Annotated in this window: 10 protein-coding genes and 1 tRNA gene; 4 read left to right on the top strand and 7 right to left on the bottom strand. The window is 64.8% G+C overall.

Going from position 1 to position 16,874, the window contains the following annotated elements:
- Window position 1: 1 nt before the first annotated feature.
- Window positions 2-2,212 carry an EAL domain-containing protein gene (locus tag LB526_RS20685; RefSeq protein WP_224629542.1) on the bottom strand — a complete coding sequence of 737 codons (2,211 nt, stop codon included), beginning with the start codon at window positions 2,210-2,212 and terminating at the stop codon, window positions 2-4.
- A 119-nt stretch (window positions 2,213-2,331) separates the two neighbouring features.
- Here LB526_RS20685 and xseA point away from each other — a divergent pair, with 119 nt between their 5' ends.
- Window positions 2,332-3,897 carry an exodeoxyribonuclease VII large subunit gene (gene xseA, locus LB526_RS20690; protein ID WP_224629544.1) on the top strand — a complete coding sequence of 522 codons (1,566 nt, stop codon included), beginning with the start codon at window positions 2,332-2,334 and terminating at the stop codon, window positions 3,895-3,897.
- Between the two features lie 7 nt (window positions 3,898-3,904).
- Window positions 3,905-5,023 (top strand): P1 family peptidase, encoded by a 1,119-nt coding sequence (locus LB526_RS20695; protein ID WP_224629545.1) that lies wholly within the window; start codon window positions 3,905-3,907, stop codon window positions 5,021-5,023.
- Window positions 5,024-5,057: 34 nt separating this feature from the next.
- Here the strand turns inward: LB526_RS20695 and LB526_RS20700 are convergent, their stop codons facing one another.
- The 3 genes from LB526_RS20700 to LB526_RS20710 form a co-directional block, all read right to left on the bottom strand.
- The gene (locus tag LB526_RS20700) at window positions 5,058-5,309 is read right to left on the bottom strand and encodes a DUF768 domain-containing protein (RefSeq protein ID WP_095769952.1); all 252 of its coding nucleotides are present in this window, start codon (window positions 5,307-5,309) and stop codon (window positions 5,058-5,060) included.
- A gap of 219 nt (window positions 5,310-5,528) precedes the next feature.
- Window positions 5,529-5,605: transfer RNA gene (locus LB526_RS20705), tRNA-His, on the bottom strand.
- 342 nt (window positions 5,606-5,947) lie between these two features.
- Entirely contained in the window at window positions 5,948-6,412 is a 465-nt protein-coding gene (locus tag LB526_RS20710; protein WP_224532455.1) for a phasin, read from the bottom strand.
- 262 nt (window positions 6,413-6,674) lie between these two features.
- On the opposite strand from LB526_RS20710, the gene LB526_RS20715 reads away from it, so the two are divergent.
- Window positions 6,675-10,697: a PAS domain S-box protein gene (locus LB526_RS20715; protein ID WP_224629546.1), complete on the top strand. Its 4,023-nt coding sequence runs from the start codon at window positions 6,675-6,677 to the stop codon at window positions 10,695-10,697.
- 249 nt (window positions 10,698-10,946) lie between these two features.
- Here the strand turns inward: LB526_RS20715 and LB526_RS20720 are convergent, their stop codons facing one another.
- On the bottom strand, window positions 10,947-12,905 hold the full coding sequence (locus LB526_RS20720; protein WP_224629547.1) for an acetoacetate--CoA ligase: 1,959 nt from the start codon (window positions 12,903-12,905) through the stop codon (window positions 10,947-10,949).
- Window positions 12,906-13,169: 264 nt separating this feature from the next.
- On the opposite strand from LB526_RS20720, the gene LB526_RS20725 reads away from it, so the two are divergent.
- Entirely contained in the window at window positions 13,170-15,050 is a 1,881-nt protein-coding gene (locus tag LB526_RS20725) for an AsmA-like C-terminal region-containing protein (RefSeq protein WP_224629548.1), read from the top strand.
- Between the two features lie 37 nt (window positions 15,051-15,087).
- Here LB526_RS20725 and LB526_RS20730 read toward each other — a convergent pair whose 3' ends face one another.
- Window positions 15,088-15,906, bottom strand: a complete 819-nt coding sequence (locus LB526_RS20730) for an ABC transporter permease (RefSeq protein WP_140543466.1) — start codon at window positions 15,904-15,906, stop codon at window positions 15,088-15,090.
- Window positions 15,903-16,865, bottom strand: a complete 963-nt coding sequence (locus LB526_RS20735; RefSeq protein WP_224629549.1) for an ABC transporter permease subunit — start codon at window positions 16,863-16,865, stop codon at window positions 15,903-15,905. The genes LB526_RS20730 and LB526_RS20735 overlap by 4 nt, the downstream gene beginning before the upstream one ends.
- Between the last annotated feature and the right edge of the window lie 9 nt (window positions 16,866-16,874).

Here is a 16,874-nt window from a genome sequence, read left to right on the forward strand (position 1 = left end):
GTCAGCCGCGAGCGGCGGAACGTTCCCGGTCGGCAGGTGAAACACCCGGCAGCGCAAGCAATTGGCCGGACTCCAGCGGCGGCGACAGCAGATAGCCCTGCAACTGGCGGCAGCCCATGCCGACCAGCAAGGCCTTTTGTGCATCGGTCTCGACGCCTTCGGCGGTCACCTCGACCTTGAGCGCCTGCGCCAGCTCGATCAGTGTCTTGACGATTGCGCGCGCGCTTTCGTCCTCGTCGAGCAGATGCACGAAGGAGCGGTCGATCTTCAACTTGTCGATCGCCTGGCGGCGAAGATAGCTCAGCGAGGAATAGCCGGTGCCGAAATCGTCGAGCACGATGCAGATGCCGGATTGGCGCAGCGCGGCAATCACCGTGCCGATCGTATCATTGTGCTCGAGCAGCACGCTTTCGGTGGTCTCAAGCTGCAGGCGACAGGGATCGAGCCCGGTTTCGCTCAGGATATCGGCGACCTGCCCGGCAAAGCCGATGTCACGCAGTTGCATCGGGGAGATGTTGACCGCGATCCAGGGCAATTCCGTCCCGGCGGCAAAGCGGCAGGCTTCGCCCAGCGCCCATTTGCCCAAATCGCCGATGAGGCCGCGCTCTTCGGCGATGGCGATGAATTGCGCCGCCGGCAAAGCGCCGTGCACTTCATGGCCCCAGCGGATCAGCGCTTCGGCCCCCAGTATCGCGCGGCCGTCGGCCGAGAAAACCGGCTGATAGGCGAGCTTGATGCCACCTTCGCCCTCCAGCGCCTTGCGGAGTTCCGATTCGACCTTGCGCTTGCGCAGCAAGAGATCGTCCATGCCGCCGGCAAACAGCTCGTAACGGCCACGACCGTTCTTCTTGGCCTCGTAAAGCGCGATGTCGGCCTTGCGCAACAGCTCGTCCGCGTCGATGTCCGATCCAGACGACAGCGCGATGCCGACGCTCGCGCTGACGAAGACCTGGTCGTCGATCAGCCGGAACGGTTCACGCAGCTTCAAGAGCAGCCTTTCGGCGATGTCCTCGGCGCTTCCGACGTCGGGAACGTCAAGCAGGATGACGGCGAATTCGTCACCGCCGAGCCGCGCGACGGTATCGACTTCGCGGATCGTATGCTTGAGCCGCGCCGCCGTCTGGCGCACGAGCTCGTCACCGGCCGGATGGCCGAGCGTGTCGTTGATATGCTTGAAGCGGTCGAGGTCGAGGTAAAGCAGCGCGACGCGCGTCTTGTCCCTGCTGGCGAACAGCAGCGTGCGCCGCAAGCGGTCCTCGAACAGCGCCCGGTTGGGCAGGCCGGTGAGCGTGTCGTGGAAGGCGAGATATTGCGCCTGGTCCTGGCTGGTCTGCAGCGCGGTCGAGGCGCGACGCAAGCTGCTCAACAGGAACACCAGCACGCCGCCCGCCAACAGCAGCGCGATCGCCAAGGCAGGAGCGATCTCGCGCACCAAGGCAAGGCCGGGCCGCAGCTGGTCCCAGCCGATATAGCCGAGGATGACGCCGCGCGAATCAACCAGCGGCACGGCGGCTCGGCCAGCCGGCTGTGACAAAGGCACCAGCCGCGCGCCATCAAGCAGGTACTTTCCGGCGATCTTGCCGATCACCGCGTCATTGATGAATTCGACCGACACATGCAGATATTCCGTGCCCTGCGCCTGGCTGATCCTGTCCGAGCTCGGCAGGAGCGGCGCGACGCTGACGATCGCTGGCGCGCCATCGAGGGACACCAGATCCTCGGCCACCATCTTCGGAGGTTGGCCGTACGCATCGGTCTGCGGCGGCCCAGCCAGCATGCGACGCAGTTTTTCGATGATTGGAAGAAGCGTGGGCTGGTCCTCGCCATAGGCGGAAGCGTCGACCACCTTGCCCTCGCGCATGGCGTGGATCGCATGATTGGCGGCGTCGAGAATATAGACCCGGTTGTGACCATAATAGGTGTACATCCAGACACTGAGATTCTCTTCGATCCAGGTCTGGTTGCCTGCCCTCACATTGATGATCGCGTCATCCCAGACCGAAACGCTTTCCTGCTCCCGCTGAACAGACGCAATCTGGTCCTTCAAACCATCGGCGATGAACATCTTTTGTCGTACGAGCGAGGCATCATCGGCCTGGCTGGCCGCGTAGAAGCCGAAGCCCACGACAATGGCTAAAGCGAAAGTGGCGAGCGTCAGCACGGTCAGCGTGACCTGACGGGTCAACGGGCTGCTGTTTTGGCGTGCGCTCATCAGGTCCCCGGCCGGCTCTTCTGGGCCTGTCAAAGCAAATCGGGCTTAAGATCGCGTTATGATATTAGCGCGGTTTCGCCGCGCTTGACGCGGGCCGATAAGCGTTCCCCAATCGCGCAATGAGTGAAACAGCAACCGAATCACGCAGCAACGCCACCGAATATACGGTGAGCGAGATTTCCGGCGCGCTGAAGCGCACTGTCGAGGACGCCTTCGGCAATGTGCGGGTGCGTGGCGAGATTTCCGGCTATCGCGGCCCGCATTCGTCCGGCCATGCTTACTTCGCGTTGAAGGACGACCGCGCGCGGATCGATGCTGTGGTCTGGAAGACCACCATGGCGCGGCTGAAGTTCCGCCCAGAGGAAGGCATGGAGGTGATCGCCAGCGGCAAGCTAACCACCTATCCCGGCAAATCCAACTACCAGATCGTCATCGACAATCTGGAGCCGGCGGGCGCCGGCGCGCTGATGGCGCTGCTCGAAGAGCGCAAGCGCCGGCTGCAGGCCGAGGGCCTGTTCGATGCCGGCCGCAAGCGGCGGCTGCCCTTCATGCCTCAGGTCATCGGCGTCGTCACATCGCCGACGGGCTCGGTGATCCGCGACATCATCCACCGCATCAAGGACCGGTTTCCGCTTCATGTGCTGGTGTGGCCGGTGAGGGTCCAGGGCGAGACGACGGCCAGGGAGGTGACCGCGGCCGTCAACGGCTTCAGTGCGCTGACATGGGACGGACCCATCCGCCAACCCGATCTGTTGATCGTGGCACGCGGCGGCGGCAGCCTCGAGGACCTCTGGGGCTTCAACGACGAAGGGCTGGCGCGGGCGGTGGCGGCGTCCGCCATCCCGGTGATCTCGGCCGTCGGCCATGAGACCGATACGACACTGATCGACTTTGTTGCCGATATGCGCGCGCCGACGCCGACGGGCGCGGCCGAGATCGCCGTGCCGGTCAGGGCGGATTTGGAGGCTACCCTGGCCAGCCTTGCCGCGCGGCTCAATGCCTGCGCCTCGCGGCATCTGGAACGCAAGCGCCAGGCGGTGCGTGCGGCGGCGCGTGCGCTCCCCTCGCCCGACCAGTTGCTGGCGCTGCCGCGCCGCCGTTTCGACGATGCTACCAGCCGCCTCGGCCGCGGGCTGACGGTGAACATCGAGCGCAAGCGGGCGACGCTGGAGCGGCAAAGGCTGACGCCGGCAACCCTGTCGCGGCGCCTCAATGAAGCGCGCACGCTGACGGGTCGCGATATTGCCCGGGCGCGAGCCGCGTTCTTCGCCATCGTGCGCGAAAGGCGCGCGCGATTCAAACGCACGGCGGCAAGGCTGTCGCCGGCGCCGATCGTCCGGCGGCAGAAGCTGCAGGCCGATACGCTGACCGGGCTGGGTCGCAGACGGGACCAGGCATTGGCGCGGCGTCTCGATCGGCTGCGCGCGGCGCTGACCCAGGCCGACCGGCTCTTGTCGACGCTGTCTCACAAGGCCGTGCTGGCGCGCGGCTTCGCGCTGGTCAAGGACGCCGAAGGCGCCGTCATCAAAGGGGTCGCGGAGCTGGCGCCGGGCGCGGCGCTGCAGCTTGAATTCGCGGACGGCACTGCCGAGGCCATCGCAACCTCCGGCGGGGCGCGACCGAAGCTGGCCGGAAAATCGCCCGCCAAGGCCAAGGAGCCGGGCAATCAGGGTTCGTTGTTCTGAGGTTTCCATGCGCGACCACGACCCGCCTTTTCGCACGCCATCTGGCAAGCCGCGCCTGCGCTCGTTCGGTATCGCGCTCGATGGCACGCCGGGCCCTTTCAACGCCATCACCGACGTGCCGGGCGTGTCGGTGGGCTACACGACGCTGATTTCAGGCGACGGCCCGCTGCAGGTCGGAAACGGTCCAGTGCGCACCGGCGTGACCGCGATCCTGCCAAGGCCGGTTCGGGAACTCGCGACGCCGGTGTTCGCCGGCGTGTTCAGCCAGAACGGCAATGGCGAGCTGACCGGAACGCATATCATCGAGGAAACCGGCGCCTTCAATTTCCCGGTCACCATCACCAACACGCATTCCTGCGGCGTGACCCGCGATGCCACCTTGCGCTGGATGCATCGCGTCTTGCCGGCTGCGCTCGATAGCGGCTGGGGCCTGCCAGTGGCGGCAGAGACCTATGACGGCTTCCTCAACGACATCAACGGCCATCATGTGAGCGTCGACCATGTGACCGCGGCACTCGACAGCGCCAGCGGCGGCGCCATCGAGGAAGGCAGCGTCGGTGGCGGAACCGGCATGATAAGCTTCGGCTTCAAGGCCGGATCCGGCACCGCTTCGCGCATCGTCGGATGGCGGGACCGGCGCTACACGCTTGGTGTCTTCGTGCAGGCGAATTTCGGCAAAAGGCACAATTTCACCATTCGCGGCCGGCGTGTCGGCCCGGAATTGGCCCAGCCGGCCATCCGCGAGGGCGCGCCGCGCGCCGAAAAGGGTTCCATCATTGCCGTCATCGCCACCGACGCGCCGTTGCTGCCGCATCAGATGAAGCGGCTCGCCCGGCGCGTGCCGCTCGGCATTGCCGTGACCGGGGGTTATGGCTATCACAGTTCTGGCGATATTTTTCTCGCCTTCTCGACCGCCAATGCCGAGGCCGCGCTGGCGCCTTCAGGCCGCATCGCCCGCGCGGAATTCATCCCGGACGTCGACATCGACCCGTTCTTCGACGCGGTCGTGCAAGGCGTGGAGGAAGCGATCCTCAACGCATTGGTTGCCAATGCGGATATGACGGGGCGCGACGGCAATTTCGTGCCGGCGCTGCCGAAGGAATGGCTGGAGGAAAAATTCGGCTGAGAAACGGCGCCGCCGGCCCGTGGCGGGCCGGGGTTTATTCCGGTTTGTCCGGGTTGACTTCGCTGCTGCCCTCTTCAACGGCTTCCTCGAGGCGCGACGCGATCAATTCCTGGATGTCGCCGACCTCTTCCTGGATGTCCTCCAGCAGAATGCCTGCCTCGGCGGCCTTGGCGCAGCATTCCTTCGCAAGGGTCTCGGCCTGCTTGTCGATCTTGATCGGCAAATGCTGGCATTGGACTTTCTCGCCAATCCATCCGCGCAAGAACTCGATCGCATGTTCACTCATACTGCTTTTTTCCCTAGCGGCAAAGCCGGTTGGTCGTCATGAACGTCCGCATCCCTGCAAAGGATGCATGCTCCATTCGAGCCGAGTCGGCCTCGACCGGCAAGACACCTTGTCCATGGGACAATATATCTCGCCCTAGAGACAAGAGAGCTTGCCCATGGTCCGCGGAGCCGAAGGAATGGAAGGGTTCAAGATGCACGTTCAGATCATCGAGAGTGATGGTACCGTTGGCTGGGATCGAACCAGCGACCTCCGGATCCACAATCCGGCGCTCTAACCAGCTGAGCTACAACGGCCTGCCTGCCTGAGCTGGATCGAGGTGAAAGCTTCATTCTCCGTGATCCGCTCTGTCGTTCGGCGATGCGTCAAATACGGGCTATCGGATTCTAATTCAAGGGCCTTGATAAGGTAAACGATTGGTTTCCTCATTCGCCTTTCGTCAAGGCAAAAGAAAAGGCCGGCGGGAGGAGGTGCCGGCCTTTTCCTGTTACGAGCCAGCGGGAGGAGGTGCTGGCTGGTCACCCCGGAAACGGAGGGAGGAGGTTCCATTTCCGGGTATCTGATTGCTCAACCTATCGCACGACTATTTGTCTGACGAAATGCGACGTTTTGATGCACCGCAAGGTTGTGCGCTGAAATCAGGCGGCCTTGACGTCCTTCATCGCCTTCTCGAAGGCGCTCTTGACCGGCTTGGAGACGTCCTCGACCGCCTTGGTGGCAACGGTCTGGAACTCCTTGGCCTGCTCAACGGCCATTTCGACGCGCTTGCGCAGGAAGGAGGTCTGCAGCTCGACGACTTCCGAAAGGGTCTTCGCGCCGACCAGGGCTTCGAGGTGCGAGAAGCTGACCTCGGCATTGGCGCGCAGCGCGGCGATGGTCTTCAGCGAAACGTCGCTGGAAACGGTCTTGGCGGTCTCGTAGGTCGACTCCAGAACCTTCTGGGTCTCCTCGGCGCCGGTCTTCAGCTTGGCATAGGCTTCCTTCGACTGCTCGACGCCCTTCTCGGCGAAGGCGCGGATCTGGTCGGTGGCCTTGGAAGCATCAAAGCTCGGGAATTCGACGTTTTCGATGGTCTCGGCGGATTTGGCAGTGGTCTTGGACATTTTCCAACCTTTCGCGGCAGCGGCTTTGACAGAAAGCCGTCTCGTTCATGTATGATGGCAATATAAAGGACTTTTTTGTGCATTGCAATATCTTTGCTGCACCGCACCATAAAATCTTTCCCCTGCGTCAGCCACGAGAGCCGTTAACCAAGAGCCCAGAGATTTCGACCGATGCAAGCTTAGGCTTGTGGACCTCCGGGCCGCGGGCTTTTATTAACAAAGCGTTAACTGAAAATGCCCGCTCCGGAGGGTTGGCCAGCGCATGCCGCCTGAAAACTACTCCTTCCTCGACGTTGCCGTGCTCGACGCGGTGCGCCAACGCTTTGCCGCGGGCGATGCTTTGGCCATTTTGTCGGTCGACCTCGAACAGGTGATCTGGGCGAACGGTCCGGGGGCGTCGGCCTTCGGCTATCCGGATATCGAGGCCATCATCGGCGCCTCGGCGCGGCTGCCGCTGATCGCCCGCCGGCAGATCATGGCGACCAGCGGTTTTCCCGACATCGGCAGCGACCGCGCCGTCACGGTGAGGCTGGCCACCGGCATGGAAAGCCGCGCCGTCGGCTTTCTGGCCAGCGCAGTGACGATGCCGGACGGCGAGGCGGCAATCATGCTGGCGGTGCCGGCGGCGCAGACCACTTCGCGCAGCGCCGGCGAGATCGCCAGCCGCGCCATCGGTGGCTTTACCGAGGCCGGGCATTTCATTGCCTTTGTCGACGCGAAAGGCGAGGTCGAGGCAGCCTCGGACGGCTTTGCGGCGCTCGGCATCGAGCCGCGGACGTTGGCTGCCCTGGTTGCGGATGTGGCGAGCAGCGGCGACCGCATCGTCAAACGCCTCGTGCCGGGCACCGACACCGCCTACCCGGCCGGTTTTGCGCGGCTCACCGATACGCGGCATCTGCTGGTGGTGATCGACGAGGCGCAGCTCGAGGACTCCGATAGCGGCCAGGACGATCGGGCGACCGCCGGCCAAGACGATCGGACCGGCGATCAGGGAGTTGCGGCGCCAGAGGCGGTCAGCGCCCCGCCGCAAGGTGAAAGCGCGGCAATCGAGCCCGAGTCTCAGCCTGCCCAGGACAACCCAGTGCCTACCGTGGCGGCTGGCAAAGAGGACGAGCCGGCGCCAGAGGCTCCCGACGGCGACGCACAGCCCGACGCGGAGAGCCGGACCTTGGCCGGCCAGCGGCCTACCCGGACAGACCATCAGGCCGATGCCGCCGGCGCCGGCCAGCACGACCATTGGTATTTCAACGCCGGCGACGATGGCGCCGGGCATGCTCAACCGGCAGCGCCGGCGAAGGACGAGCCGGAAGGTGCCGCCGCAGCCGAAGGCCAAGATGATGGCGAAGCCGCTGCACGCGAAACTACCAAATCAGCCCAGCCCGGCCCCCCGCGCGACATCGACCGGTCGGCGCCCCCATTGCGCTTCGTCTGGCGCACCGACGCCGAAGGTCGGTTCAGCGCGCTGTCGCCCGAATTCGCCGACATCGTCGGCCAGCCTGCCGCCGATGTGATCGGCCGCCGCTTCAAGGATGTCGCCGCCACTTTCGGCCTCGACGCCTCGGGCGAGATCGCCGGCCTGCTCGACCGGCGCGATACCTGGTCCGGCCGCTCGGTGCTGTGGCCGGTGGCCGGAACGGGTCTGAAGATCCCCGTCGATCTGGCGGCCCTGCCCGTCTATGGCCGCAGCCGCGCCTTCGAGGGTTTTCGCGGCTTTGGCGTCGCGCGCAGCGCCGACGCCGTGGTCGATCCGGAAGCGCTTGGCATGGCTCTGGTGCCGAATGCCGCTCCTGCCGGGGCCACCCCCGGCGGGCCCGACGCGTCGGGCGATCAGCCGGCAGAGCAGACGCCTCTGGAAAAGCCAAGGCCCGAAGACCCCTTCCGGGGCGAAGTGCCGGCGCTGACCATCGTGCCGAAGCCGGAGCGACGCTTTGCCGACAAGGTGATAAGGCTGGCCGAGCATCGCCAACCGGCCAACGACAAGCAACCGGGAAGCGACACGCCGGCAAATCACAAGGGCCTGTCGATCCTCGAGCGCAGCGCCTTCCGCGAGATCGGCGAGCGGCTGCGCAAGGACAGTTCCGCCCCTGCCGAGGAACGCGCCCCCGAAGCCGACAAGCGGCCCGATGCCGCTGTTGCCGGCGAGGACGCGGCAAAGGTGAAGGAAGCGGCCAGCGAAACAAGGGCCGACGCAAGCCAGCCGCTTCCACCCGATGCGGCGGAGCACGACGATTCCGCCCAGGGCGCGACCTTGTCCACGCCCTCGGAAGCCGACGACGTGAAGGCCGCGGAAGCGGAGACCGAGGCGGAAGACCAGGACGATCTGGCGCGGCTCGACGGCATCGATGGCGCCGCCGAGATCAACGACGCCGGCCTGGCCGAGACCTCGGCTGTTTCCGGCTCGCTGCTCAACTTTGCCGATGGCGGGAAACCCACGGAAGACGCCGGCGTCGCGCCGGTTTCCCAGAACGAGCAAGCAGAGGGCGCCCGGGAGGCCGCCGAACCTGCTGCCGCGAAGCCGCAGCGGCCCGTCGAAGAGCCTGCGGCGCTGCCGGTCGCGGCCGGGCAGCCCGCCTCCGATGCGACGGCGGACGATAGCATGACCGCCGACGACTTCCGCGATGCGCAGGACAATGAGGACTGGGCAGGCTCCGATACAGATGCCGCCAAGGCCGCGGAAGAACAGCCGGAAGAACTGGACGCGACAGCCGCGACGCGGCAACGCCTCGACGTGCCGCCGCTTAAACTTTCCGGTTTTGTGCCGTCCGCGTTTTCGACCGGAGAGGAAGCCAAGGCCCCCGACACGTCCATCCTGGCCAGGCTGCCTGTGCCGCTGCTCATCCATTCGGGCGACATGCTGCATTATGCCAATGACGCCTTCCTCGAACTCACCGGCTATGATGCGCTGGACGACCTCGCGGATGCAGGCGGCCTGGGCGCGCTCTTCGCCGATCCTTACGCCGAGGACCCCGCGACGGACGAAAGCGACCACTCGCTGAAGCTCAAGACCCGCCAGGGCCAAGAATTCCCAATCGACGCGCTGCTGCGCTCGGTGCCGTGGCGTGGCGGCAAGGCGCTGATGCTGGTGGTGCGGCGCTCCGGCGAGGACGATGCGGCGCACTTCACCGCCGCGAATGACGAGCCGGCGCTGCAGCCGGACGTGCCGGAACTGAAATCGCGCATTGCGGAGATGCGCACCATCATCGATACCGCTACGGACGGCGTCGTGCTGATCGGCCGCGACGGCAACATCCGCTCGATCAGCCGGCCGGCGGAAGCGCTGTTCGGTTTCGACAGCGACGAGGTCGCGGGCAAGCCCTTTGCCTCGCTGTTTGCCATAGAAAGCCAGCGCGCGGCGCGCGACTATCTGGCCGGGCTTTCGGAGCCGGGTGTCGCGAGCGTCTTGAATGACGGCCGCGAGGTCATCGGCCGCGAGGCGCAGGGGCGTTTCATCCCGCTGTTCATGACCATCGGCAGGCTGCCCAACGACAGCGGCTTCTGCGCCGTCGTGCGCGACATCACGCAATGGAAGCGGGCCGAGGAAGACCTGACGCAGGCACGCGCAGTGGCCGAGCGCGCCTCCTCGCAGAAGACGGATTTCCTGGCCCGCATCAGCCACGAGATCCGCACTCCGCTCAATGCCATCATCGGCTTTTCCGAACTGATGGTAGACGAGAAATTCGGTCCGATCACCAACGACCGCTATCGCGACTACCTGCGCGACATCAACCGCTCGGGCAACCATGTGCTCGACCTCGTCAACGACCTGCTCGACATCTCCAAGATCGAGGCAGGCCAGCAGGAGATGGATTACGAGGCGGTGTCGCTCAACGACACGCTGGCCGAGACGGTGGCGATGATGCAGCCGCAGGCCAATCGCGAACGGGTCATCATCCGCTCCAGCTTCGCCTCGCGGCTGCCGGAAGTGGTGGCGGATCTGAGAAGCGTACGCCAGATCGCCCTCAACATCCTGTCCAACGCCATTCGCTACACCCAGGCCGGCGGCCAGGTGATCGTCTCGACCGCCTACGAAGCCTCGGGCGACGTCGTCATGCGCGTGCGCGACACCGGCATCGGCATGACCCAGGCCGAGATCGAGCAGGCGCTGAAACCGTTCAAGCAGATCAATGCGCTGAAGCGCGGACGCGGCGACGGCACCGGCCTCGGCCTGCCCCTCACCAAGGCCATGGTGGAGGCGAACCGCGCCCGCTTCGCCATCACCTCGACGCCAGGCGAAGGAACCCTAGTCGAGGTCGGCTTCCCCTCCACGCGCGTGCTCGCCGAATAACGTTGCATAGGACTGCGACGGCCAAAGAAAAAGGCGTCCAAGAGGACGCCTTGAGAAATGGGATGCTGTCACAACGGGGGCTTGAGCAGAACCTCAGGGGACGAGGAACGGGATTTCTCCCTCAAGTTACACGCGACTATCAGCGTCGTCTCTTAACAAGTCCTTACCTGGCCGCGAAAAAATTTACGAATGTGTACCACCCGTGAAATCTAGGTAAATTCGCCGGACAGATTTCGTTAACCACATCGGTCAGCTTGCCAGCTGCGGCAGGTCGCGGAACAGCTCCAGCGCCTCGGGATTGGCGAGCGCTTCCTTGTTCTTCACGGCACGGCCGTGGACCACGTCGCGTACGGCGAGCTCGGTGATCTTGCCGGACTTGGTGCGCGGGATGTCGGCGACGGCGACGATCCTGGCCGGCACGTGGCGCGGGCTGGCGCCGGTGCGGATCCTGGCGCGAATGCGCTTTTCCAGATCCTCGTCCAGGGTCACGCCGGGGGCGAGCCGCACGAACAGCACGACACGGACATCATTGTCGAAATCCTGGCCAATGCAGAGCGCCTCGAGGATTTCCGGCATTTGCTCGACCTGGTTGTAGATCTCGGCCGTGCCGATCCGGACCCCGCCCGGATTGAGCGTGGCATCGGAGCGGCCGTGGATGATCATGCCGCCATGTTCCGTCCATTCGGCGAAGTCGCCATGGCACCAGACATTGTCGAAGCGCTCGAAATAGGCGGCGTGATATTTCTTGCCTTCGAGGTCGTTCCAGAAGCCGATCGGCATCGACGGGAAGGCCTTGGTGCAGACAAGCTCGCCCTTCTCCTGCCTCACAGGCTTGCCGTCGTCGTCCCAGACGTCGACCGCCAGGCCGAGGCCGGGGCCTTGGATCTCGCCGGTCCAGACCGGCTCGGTCGGCACGCCGAGCACGAAGCACGAGACGATGTCGGTGCCGCCCGAGATCGAGGCCAGGTGCACGTCCTTCTTGATGCCGTCATAGACGAAGCGGAAATCCTCCGGCGACAGCGGCGAGCCGGTGGAGGAGATGGTGCGCACGCTCGACAGATCGTGGCTCGCGATCAGCTTCAGGCCGGCCTTGCGAACCGAATCGATGAATTTGGCCGAGGTGCCGAAATAGGTCATCTTCTCGGCATCGGCGAAATCGAACAGCGCATTGCCGTCCGGGTAGAAAGGCGAGCCGTCATAGAGCAGCAGCGTCGCGCCGGAGGCGAGGCCCGAGACCAGCCAGTTCCACATCATCCAGCCGCAGGTGGTGAAATAGAACAGGCGATCGCCGTCGAGCAGGCCGGCATGCAGCCGGTGCTCCTTGACGTGCTGGATCAGCGTGCCGCCGGCCGAATGCACGATGCATTTCGGGATGCCGGTCGTGCCCGAGGAAAACAGGATGTAGAGTGGATGCGCGAAGGGCAGCCGCTCGAAGCTCACGGGCTTTGCGGCAAAAGGCGAGAGCGCGTCTTCGAGCGCGGTCGCCTTGTCGATGGTGGCGGCGACGTCGCTCGAGGTGCCGAGATAGTCGACGATCAGCACCTTGCCCAGGCTTGCCAGCTTCGCCGCGACCGCGCGGACCTTGTCGGCCACCTCGATCGCCTTGCCATTGTACCAATAGCCGTCGGGCACGATGAAGACGACCGGCTCGATCTGGCCGAAGCGGTCGAGCACGCCCTGCTCGCCGAAATCGGGAGAGCACGACGACCAGACCGCGCCGATCGAGCTTGCCGCCAGCATCGCGGCGATGGTTTCGGGCATATTCGGCATCATGGCGGCGACGCGGTCGCCGGCCTTGACGCCGAGCGACAGGAAGAGCTGCTGCAGGCGCGAGGTCAGCGCGTGGAGCTCGTTCCAGGAGAGCCGCCGCTCGACCTTGTCCTCGCCGCGAAAGACGATCGCCTCGCCGGCGCCGGTTTTCTGCAAAAGGTTCTCGGCGAAATTGAGCCTGGCGTCGGGAAAGAAAGCTGCGCCGGGCATCCTCTCGCCGTCGACGAGGCGCCGTTCGCCCTTGTCGCCGACAAGCGCGCAGAAATCCCAGACCAGGTCCCAGAAGGCTTCGCGGTCGTCGACCGACCAGCGATGCAGTTCGGCATAGCCGGAGAAAGAACGCGCTGTCTTTGCCTCCGCGGCCTTCATGAACGCGGTCATCGGCGCTGCGTCGATCCGCTCCTGCGTCGGGGTCCACAAAGGTGTGTCGGCGGCCATGATCGCTCCTCCCAAAGCGTCGCGTTCGAGCCAGTTAAGCCCAACGTCGCATATGCCATCGTCCCAGAAACGGCGTGCGATTGCGGATCGGGATCGTGCAGACCGCTTATGCATATTGCGGCGCAGCAGAGCAAGATTTTGTTCGGGCGACCCATGGCGGCCGCTGTGCAAATGCCATCGCAAGGCCATAAAGACTTGAAAAGCGTCGGCGCTCGGTTACACCCGTCGGGCGATTTTGTTGGCAATGAAAGCATACGGGGCGAAATGCGATCATCTCTGATCCGGCGCGGGGTGTGGGCGATCGGCGTTGCCGTGCTCGTCATCGCGCTCGCGGTCGCGGCGCTGCCGCTGATTGCCTCGACCCGCATCGTGCGCGACCGCATCGCCTGGGAATTGAGTGCCTGGAGCGGCTTCAGAGTCACGATCGACGGCTCGCCGCGTATCGAGGTGTGGCCGAAATTCCGGGCCATCCTCAGCGACGTGACGCTGTCGCAATGGACCGAGACCGAAGCGCCGCCGGTGGTCGAGGCCGATCGCGTGGAAGTCGATCTCTCCGCCATGGCGGCCTTGCAGGGCAACGTCGCCTTCTCGACCGCCAGGCTGGTGCGCCCGACGATCAGGGTGCAGCGCACCGCCAGCGGCTTCTATCTGCCGCCGCTTCCGACCGGCGGACGCATCACGCGCTCGATCGACACCGCGCGCCGCGTAGTCACCGCCAACCCGCAGAAGCCGGATCTCGGCAAATTGCCGTCCGATCCGTTCGGCACCGTCGAATTCCGCGATGGCCGCGTGGTGACTTCGGTTGACGGCAAGGACATCGAAATCCTGAGCAGCCTGAGCGGCCAGGTGAACTGGGAAGCGATGAACAGCGAGGCGTCGCTGACCGCGAGCGGAATCTGGCGCGGCGAAAGCATGCAGCTCGATTTCTCCTCGGCGAAACCGCTGGTGCTGTTTGGCGGAGGGGCGGCGCCCGTCACCCTCTCCTTCAAGGCCGCGCCCGCGACATTCTCCTTCGACGGAACGGCCTCGATGTCCGACAACGCCTATCTGGACGGCCAGGCGAAGTTCGCCGCGCCGTCGCTGCGGCGCGTGCTGGAGTGGTCGCAGGCAGGCATCGCGCCGGGTGCTGCGATCGGCGCGGTCTCGATCGCCAGCAAGGTGAACGCCTCGGCGGGGCGCGCGAAATTCGAGAACACCACGGTCACGTTCAACAACAACCCAGGCATGGGCGCGCTGGATTTCTCCGTCGCCGAGGGGAGCCCGGTGATTGCCGGCACGCTCGCCTTCGACACGCTGGATCTCAGATCTTTCCTGTCGGCTTTCACGCCTATCGCGCCGACCGGCGAGGCCGGCCCCGGCGATATCGACACCAGTTTCGCCGACCGCATCAATCTTGACCTCAGGCTGTCGGCGGCCCATGCCATGGCGGGACCGGTCCAACTCGCCGACGTCGCGGCGACAGCGCAGGTCAAGAACGGTCTTGCCGTCTTCGACATATCCGACGCGTCTGCCTTCAACGGCAATATCCAGAGCAGCCTGCGCTTCGACCGCAAGCCGGAAGGCACGCAGGTCGAGATGCGGCTCCTGGCATCGGATGTGGATACGGGAGCCTTTGCCACGGCGGCGGGAATGACGCGGCTGGTGCCGGCCAGCACCGGGACCGTATCGGTCATCCTCAAGGGACCGGGCAAGGCCTGGAATTCCATCTTCGAGAATGCCGACGGATCGTTCTCGGCGACGTTCGGTCCGGGCACTATCAACGGGCTCGACCTGCCGGCCTTCCTCAAGCGCAACCAGCAAGGCGGCTTCTTCGCGCTCGACGACGTCGCCAATGGATCGCTGCCGATCGACGGCGCCGAGATCAAGGCAAGCATTTCGAAGGGCGTGGCGCGTCTGGACAAGGCCGAGATCAATTCGCAGAAATACAAGATCTGGCTGTCCGGCATCGCCTCCTATGTCGGCCGCGGGCTGGCGCTCTCGGGCGGAGTGGTGCCCAACGGACAGCCCGCGCAGCAGCCCCAGCAGGCCAACAGTCAGGCGGCCAGCCCGGCTCCCGCGCCGCCGAGCCAGCCGCTGTTCTTCGTCGGCGGCAACTGGAGCGCGCCGTTCATATCGCCGATCGCTCCCGGCGTTTCAGGCCAGTAAATGCGAGGGACGCAAGCGTCCCCGCTTCTCGTCACGCTCAACCGCGCTGCGCGGCCTGCTCGTCGAGCTGGCGCTGGATCTCGCGCCGCTTGTTGGCGATCGAGGCGATGATGACGCCGACCGCCACCACCGCGATCAGGATGGTGCAGGCGGCGTTGATCTCGGGCGTCACGCCGAGGCGCACCTGGCTGTAGATCTTCATCGGCAGCGTGGTGGCGCCGGGACCCGAGGTGAAGCTCGCGATGACCAGATCGTCCAGCGAGAGCGTGAACGCCAGCATCCAGCCGGAGATGATCGCCGGCAGGATGACCGGCAAGGTGATCTGGAAGAAGGTCTTCACCGGCGGCGCGCCGAGATCCATCGCTGCCTCCTCCAGCGAACGGTCGAACGTGACCAGCCGCGACTGCACGACGACGGCGACGAAGCACATGGTGAAGGTGATGTGGGCGAGCGTCACCGTGACGAAACCGCGGTCGAGTCCGACGGCGACGAACAGCAAGAGCAGCGAGAGGCCGGTTATGACTTCCGGCATGACCAGCGGCGCGAACACCATGCCCGAGAAGAGCACCCGTCCCTTGAAGCGCGTGTAGCGCGTGAGAGTGATGGCGGCGAGCGTGCCCAGCACGGTCGCGACGGTCGCGGAGATGACGCCGACGCGCGCCGTCACCCAGGTGGCGTCCATCAGGCCCTGGTTGTGGAACAGCGACACGTACCATTTGGTCGAAAAGCCGCCCCAGACGGTGACGAGCTTGGATTCGTTGAAGGAAAAGACGATCAGAAGCACGATCGGCAGATAGAGGAACGCAAAGCCCAGCACGATCGAGGTGATGTTGAAGCGGCTCCAGGTGGAGTTCATCTGCCCTGCTCCTGTGCCTTGGCCTGAGCCTGCTGGAAGAACATGATCGGGATGGTCAGCACCAGCAGCAGGATGACGGCCACCGCCGACGAGACCGGCCAGTCGCGGTTGGAGAAGAACTCGTTCCAGAGCGTCTTGCCGATCATCAGCGTCTGCGAGCCGCCGAGAAGATCGGGGATGACGAACTCGCCGACGGCCGGGATGAACACCAGCAGGCAGCCGGCGACAACGCCTGGCAGCGACAGCGGGAAGGTGATCTTCCAGAAGGCGCCGGTCGGTGGACAGCCGAGGTCCTGCGCGGCCTCGATCAGCGAATAGTCCATCTTCTCCAGCGAGGAATAGAGCGGCAGCACCATGAAGGGCAGGTAGGAATAGACGATGCCGATGAAGATGGCGGTGTAGGTGTTGAGGATCACCAGCGGCTGGCTGATCAGGCCGGTGGCGAGCAGAACCTGATTGAGCAGGCCCTCGGGTTTCAGGATGCCGATCCAGGCATAGACGCGGATCAGGAATGAGGTCCAGAAGGGCAGGATCACCAGCATCAGCAAGGTCGGGCGGATCGTGGCCGGCGCCCGCGCCATGCCATAAGCGATCGGATAGCCGACGATCAGGGTGAGTATCGTCGAGATTCCCGCGATGACCAGGCTCGTCACATAGGCGTTGAAATAGAGCGCGTCCTGAGTGAGCCAGGTGTAGTTATCGAAGTTGAGTTCGCGGACGGCGGCGAAAAATCCCGAAAAGCCGTCCTTGAAGCCGAGCACCGGCGTATAAGGGGGCATTGAAATCGCCGTTTGAGACAGCGAGATCTTGAACACGATGACGAAGGGTACAAGGAAGAAGAACAGCAGCCAGAGATAGGGGACGATGATGACCAGGCGGTTGATGAAGCCTGTCGCCAGCCTCGCCGGCAGTGTTGCGGTTTCGGTCGATGGGGCGGCGGTCGCTGCGATGTCCGTCATCTCAGCCTC

This window comes from Mesorhizobium sp. CA6, assembly GCF_020165035.1.
Classification (GTDB): domain Bacteria; phylum Pseudomonadota; class Alphaproteobacteria; order Rhizobiales; family Rhizobiaceae; genus Mesorhizobium.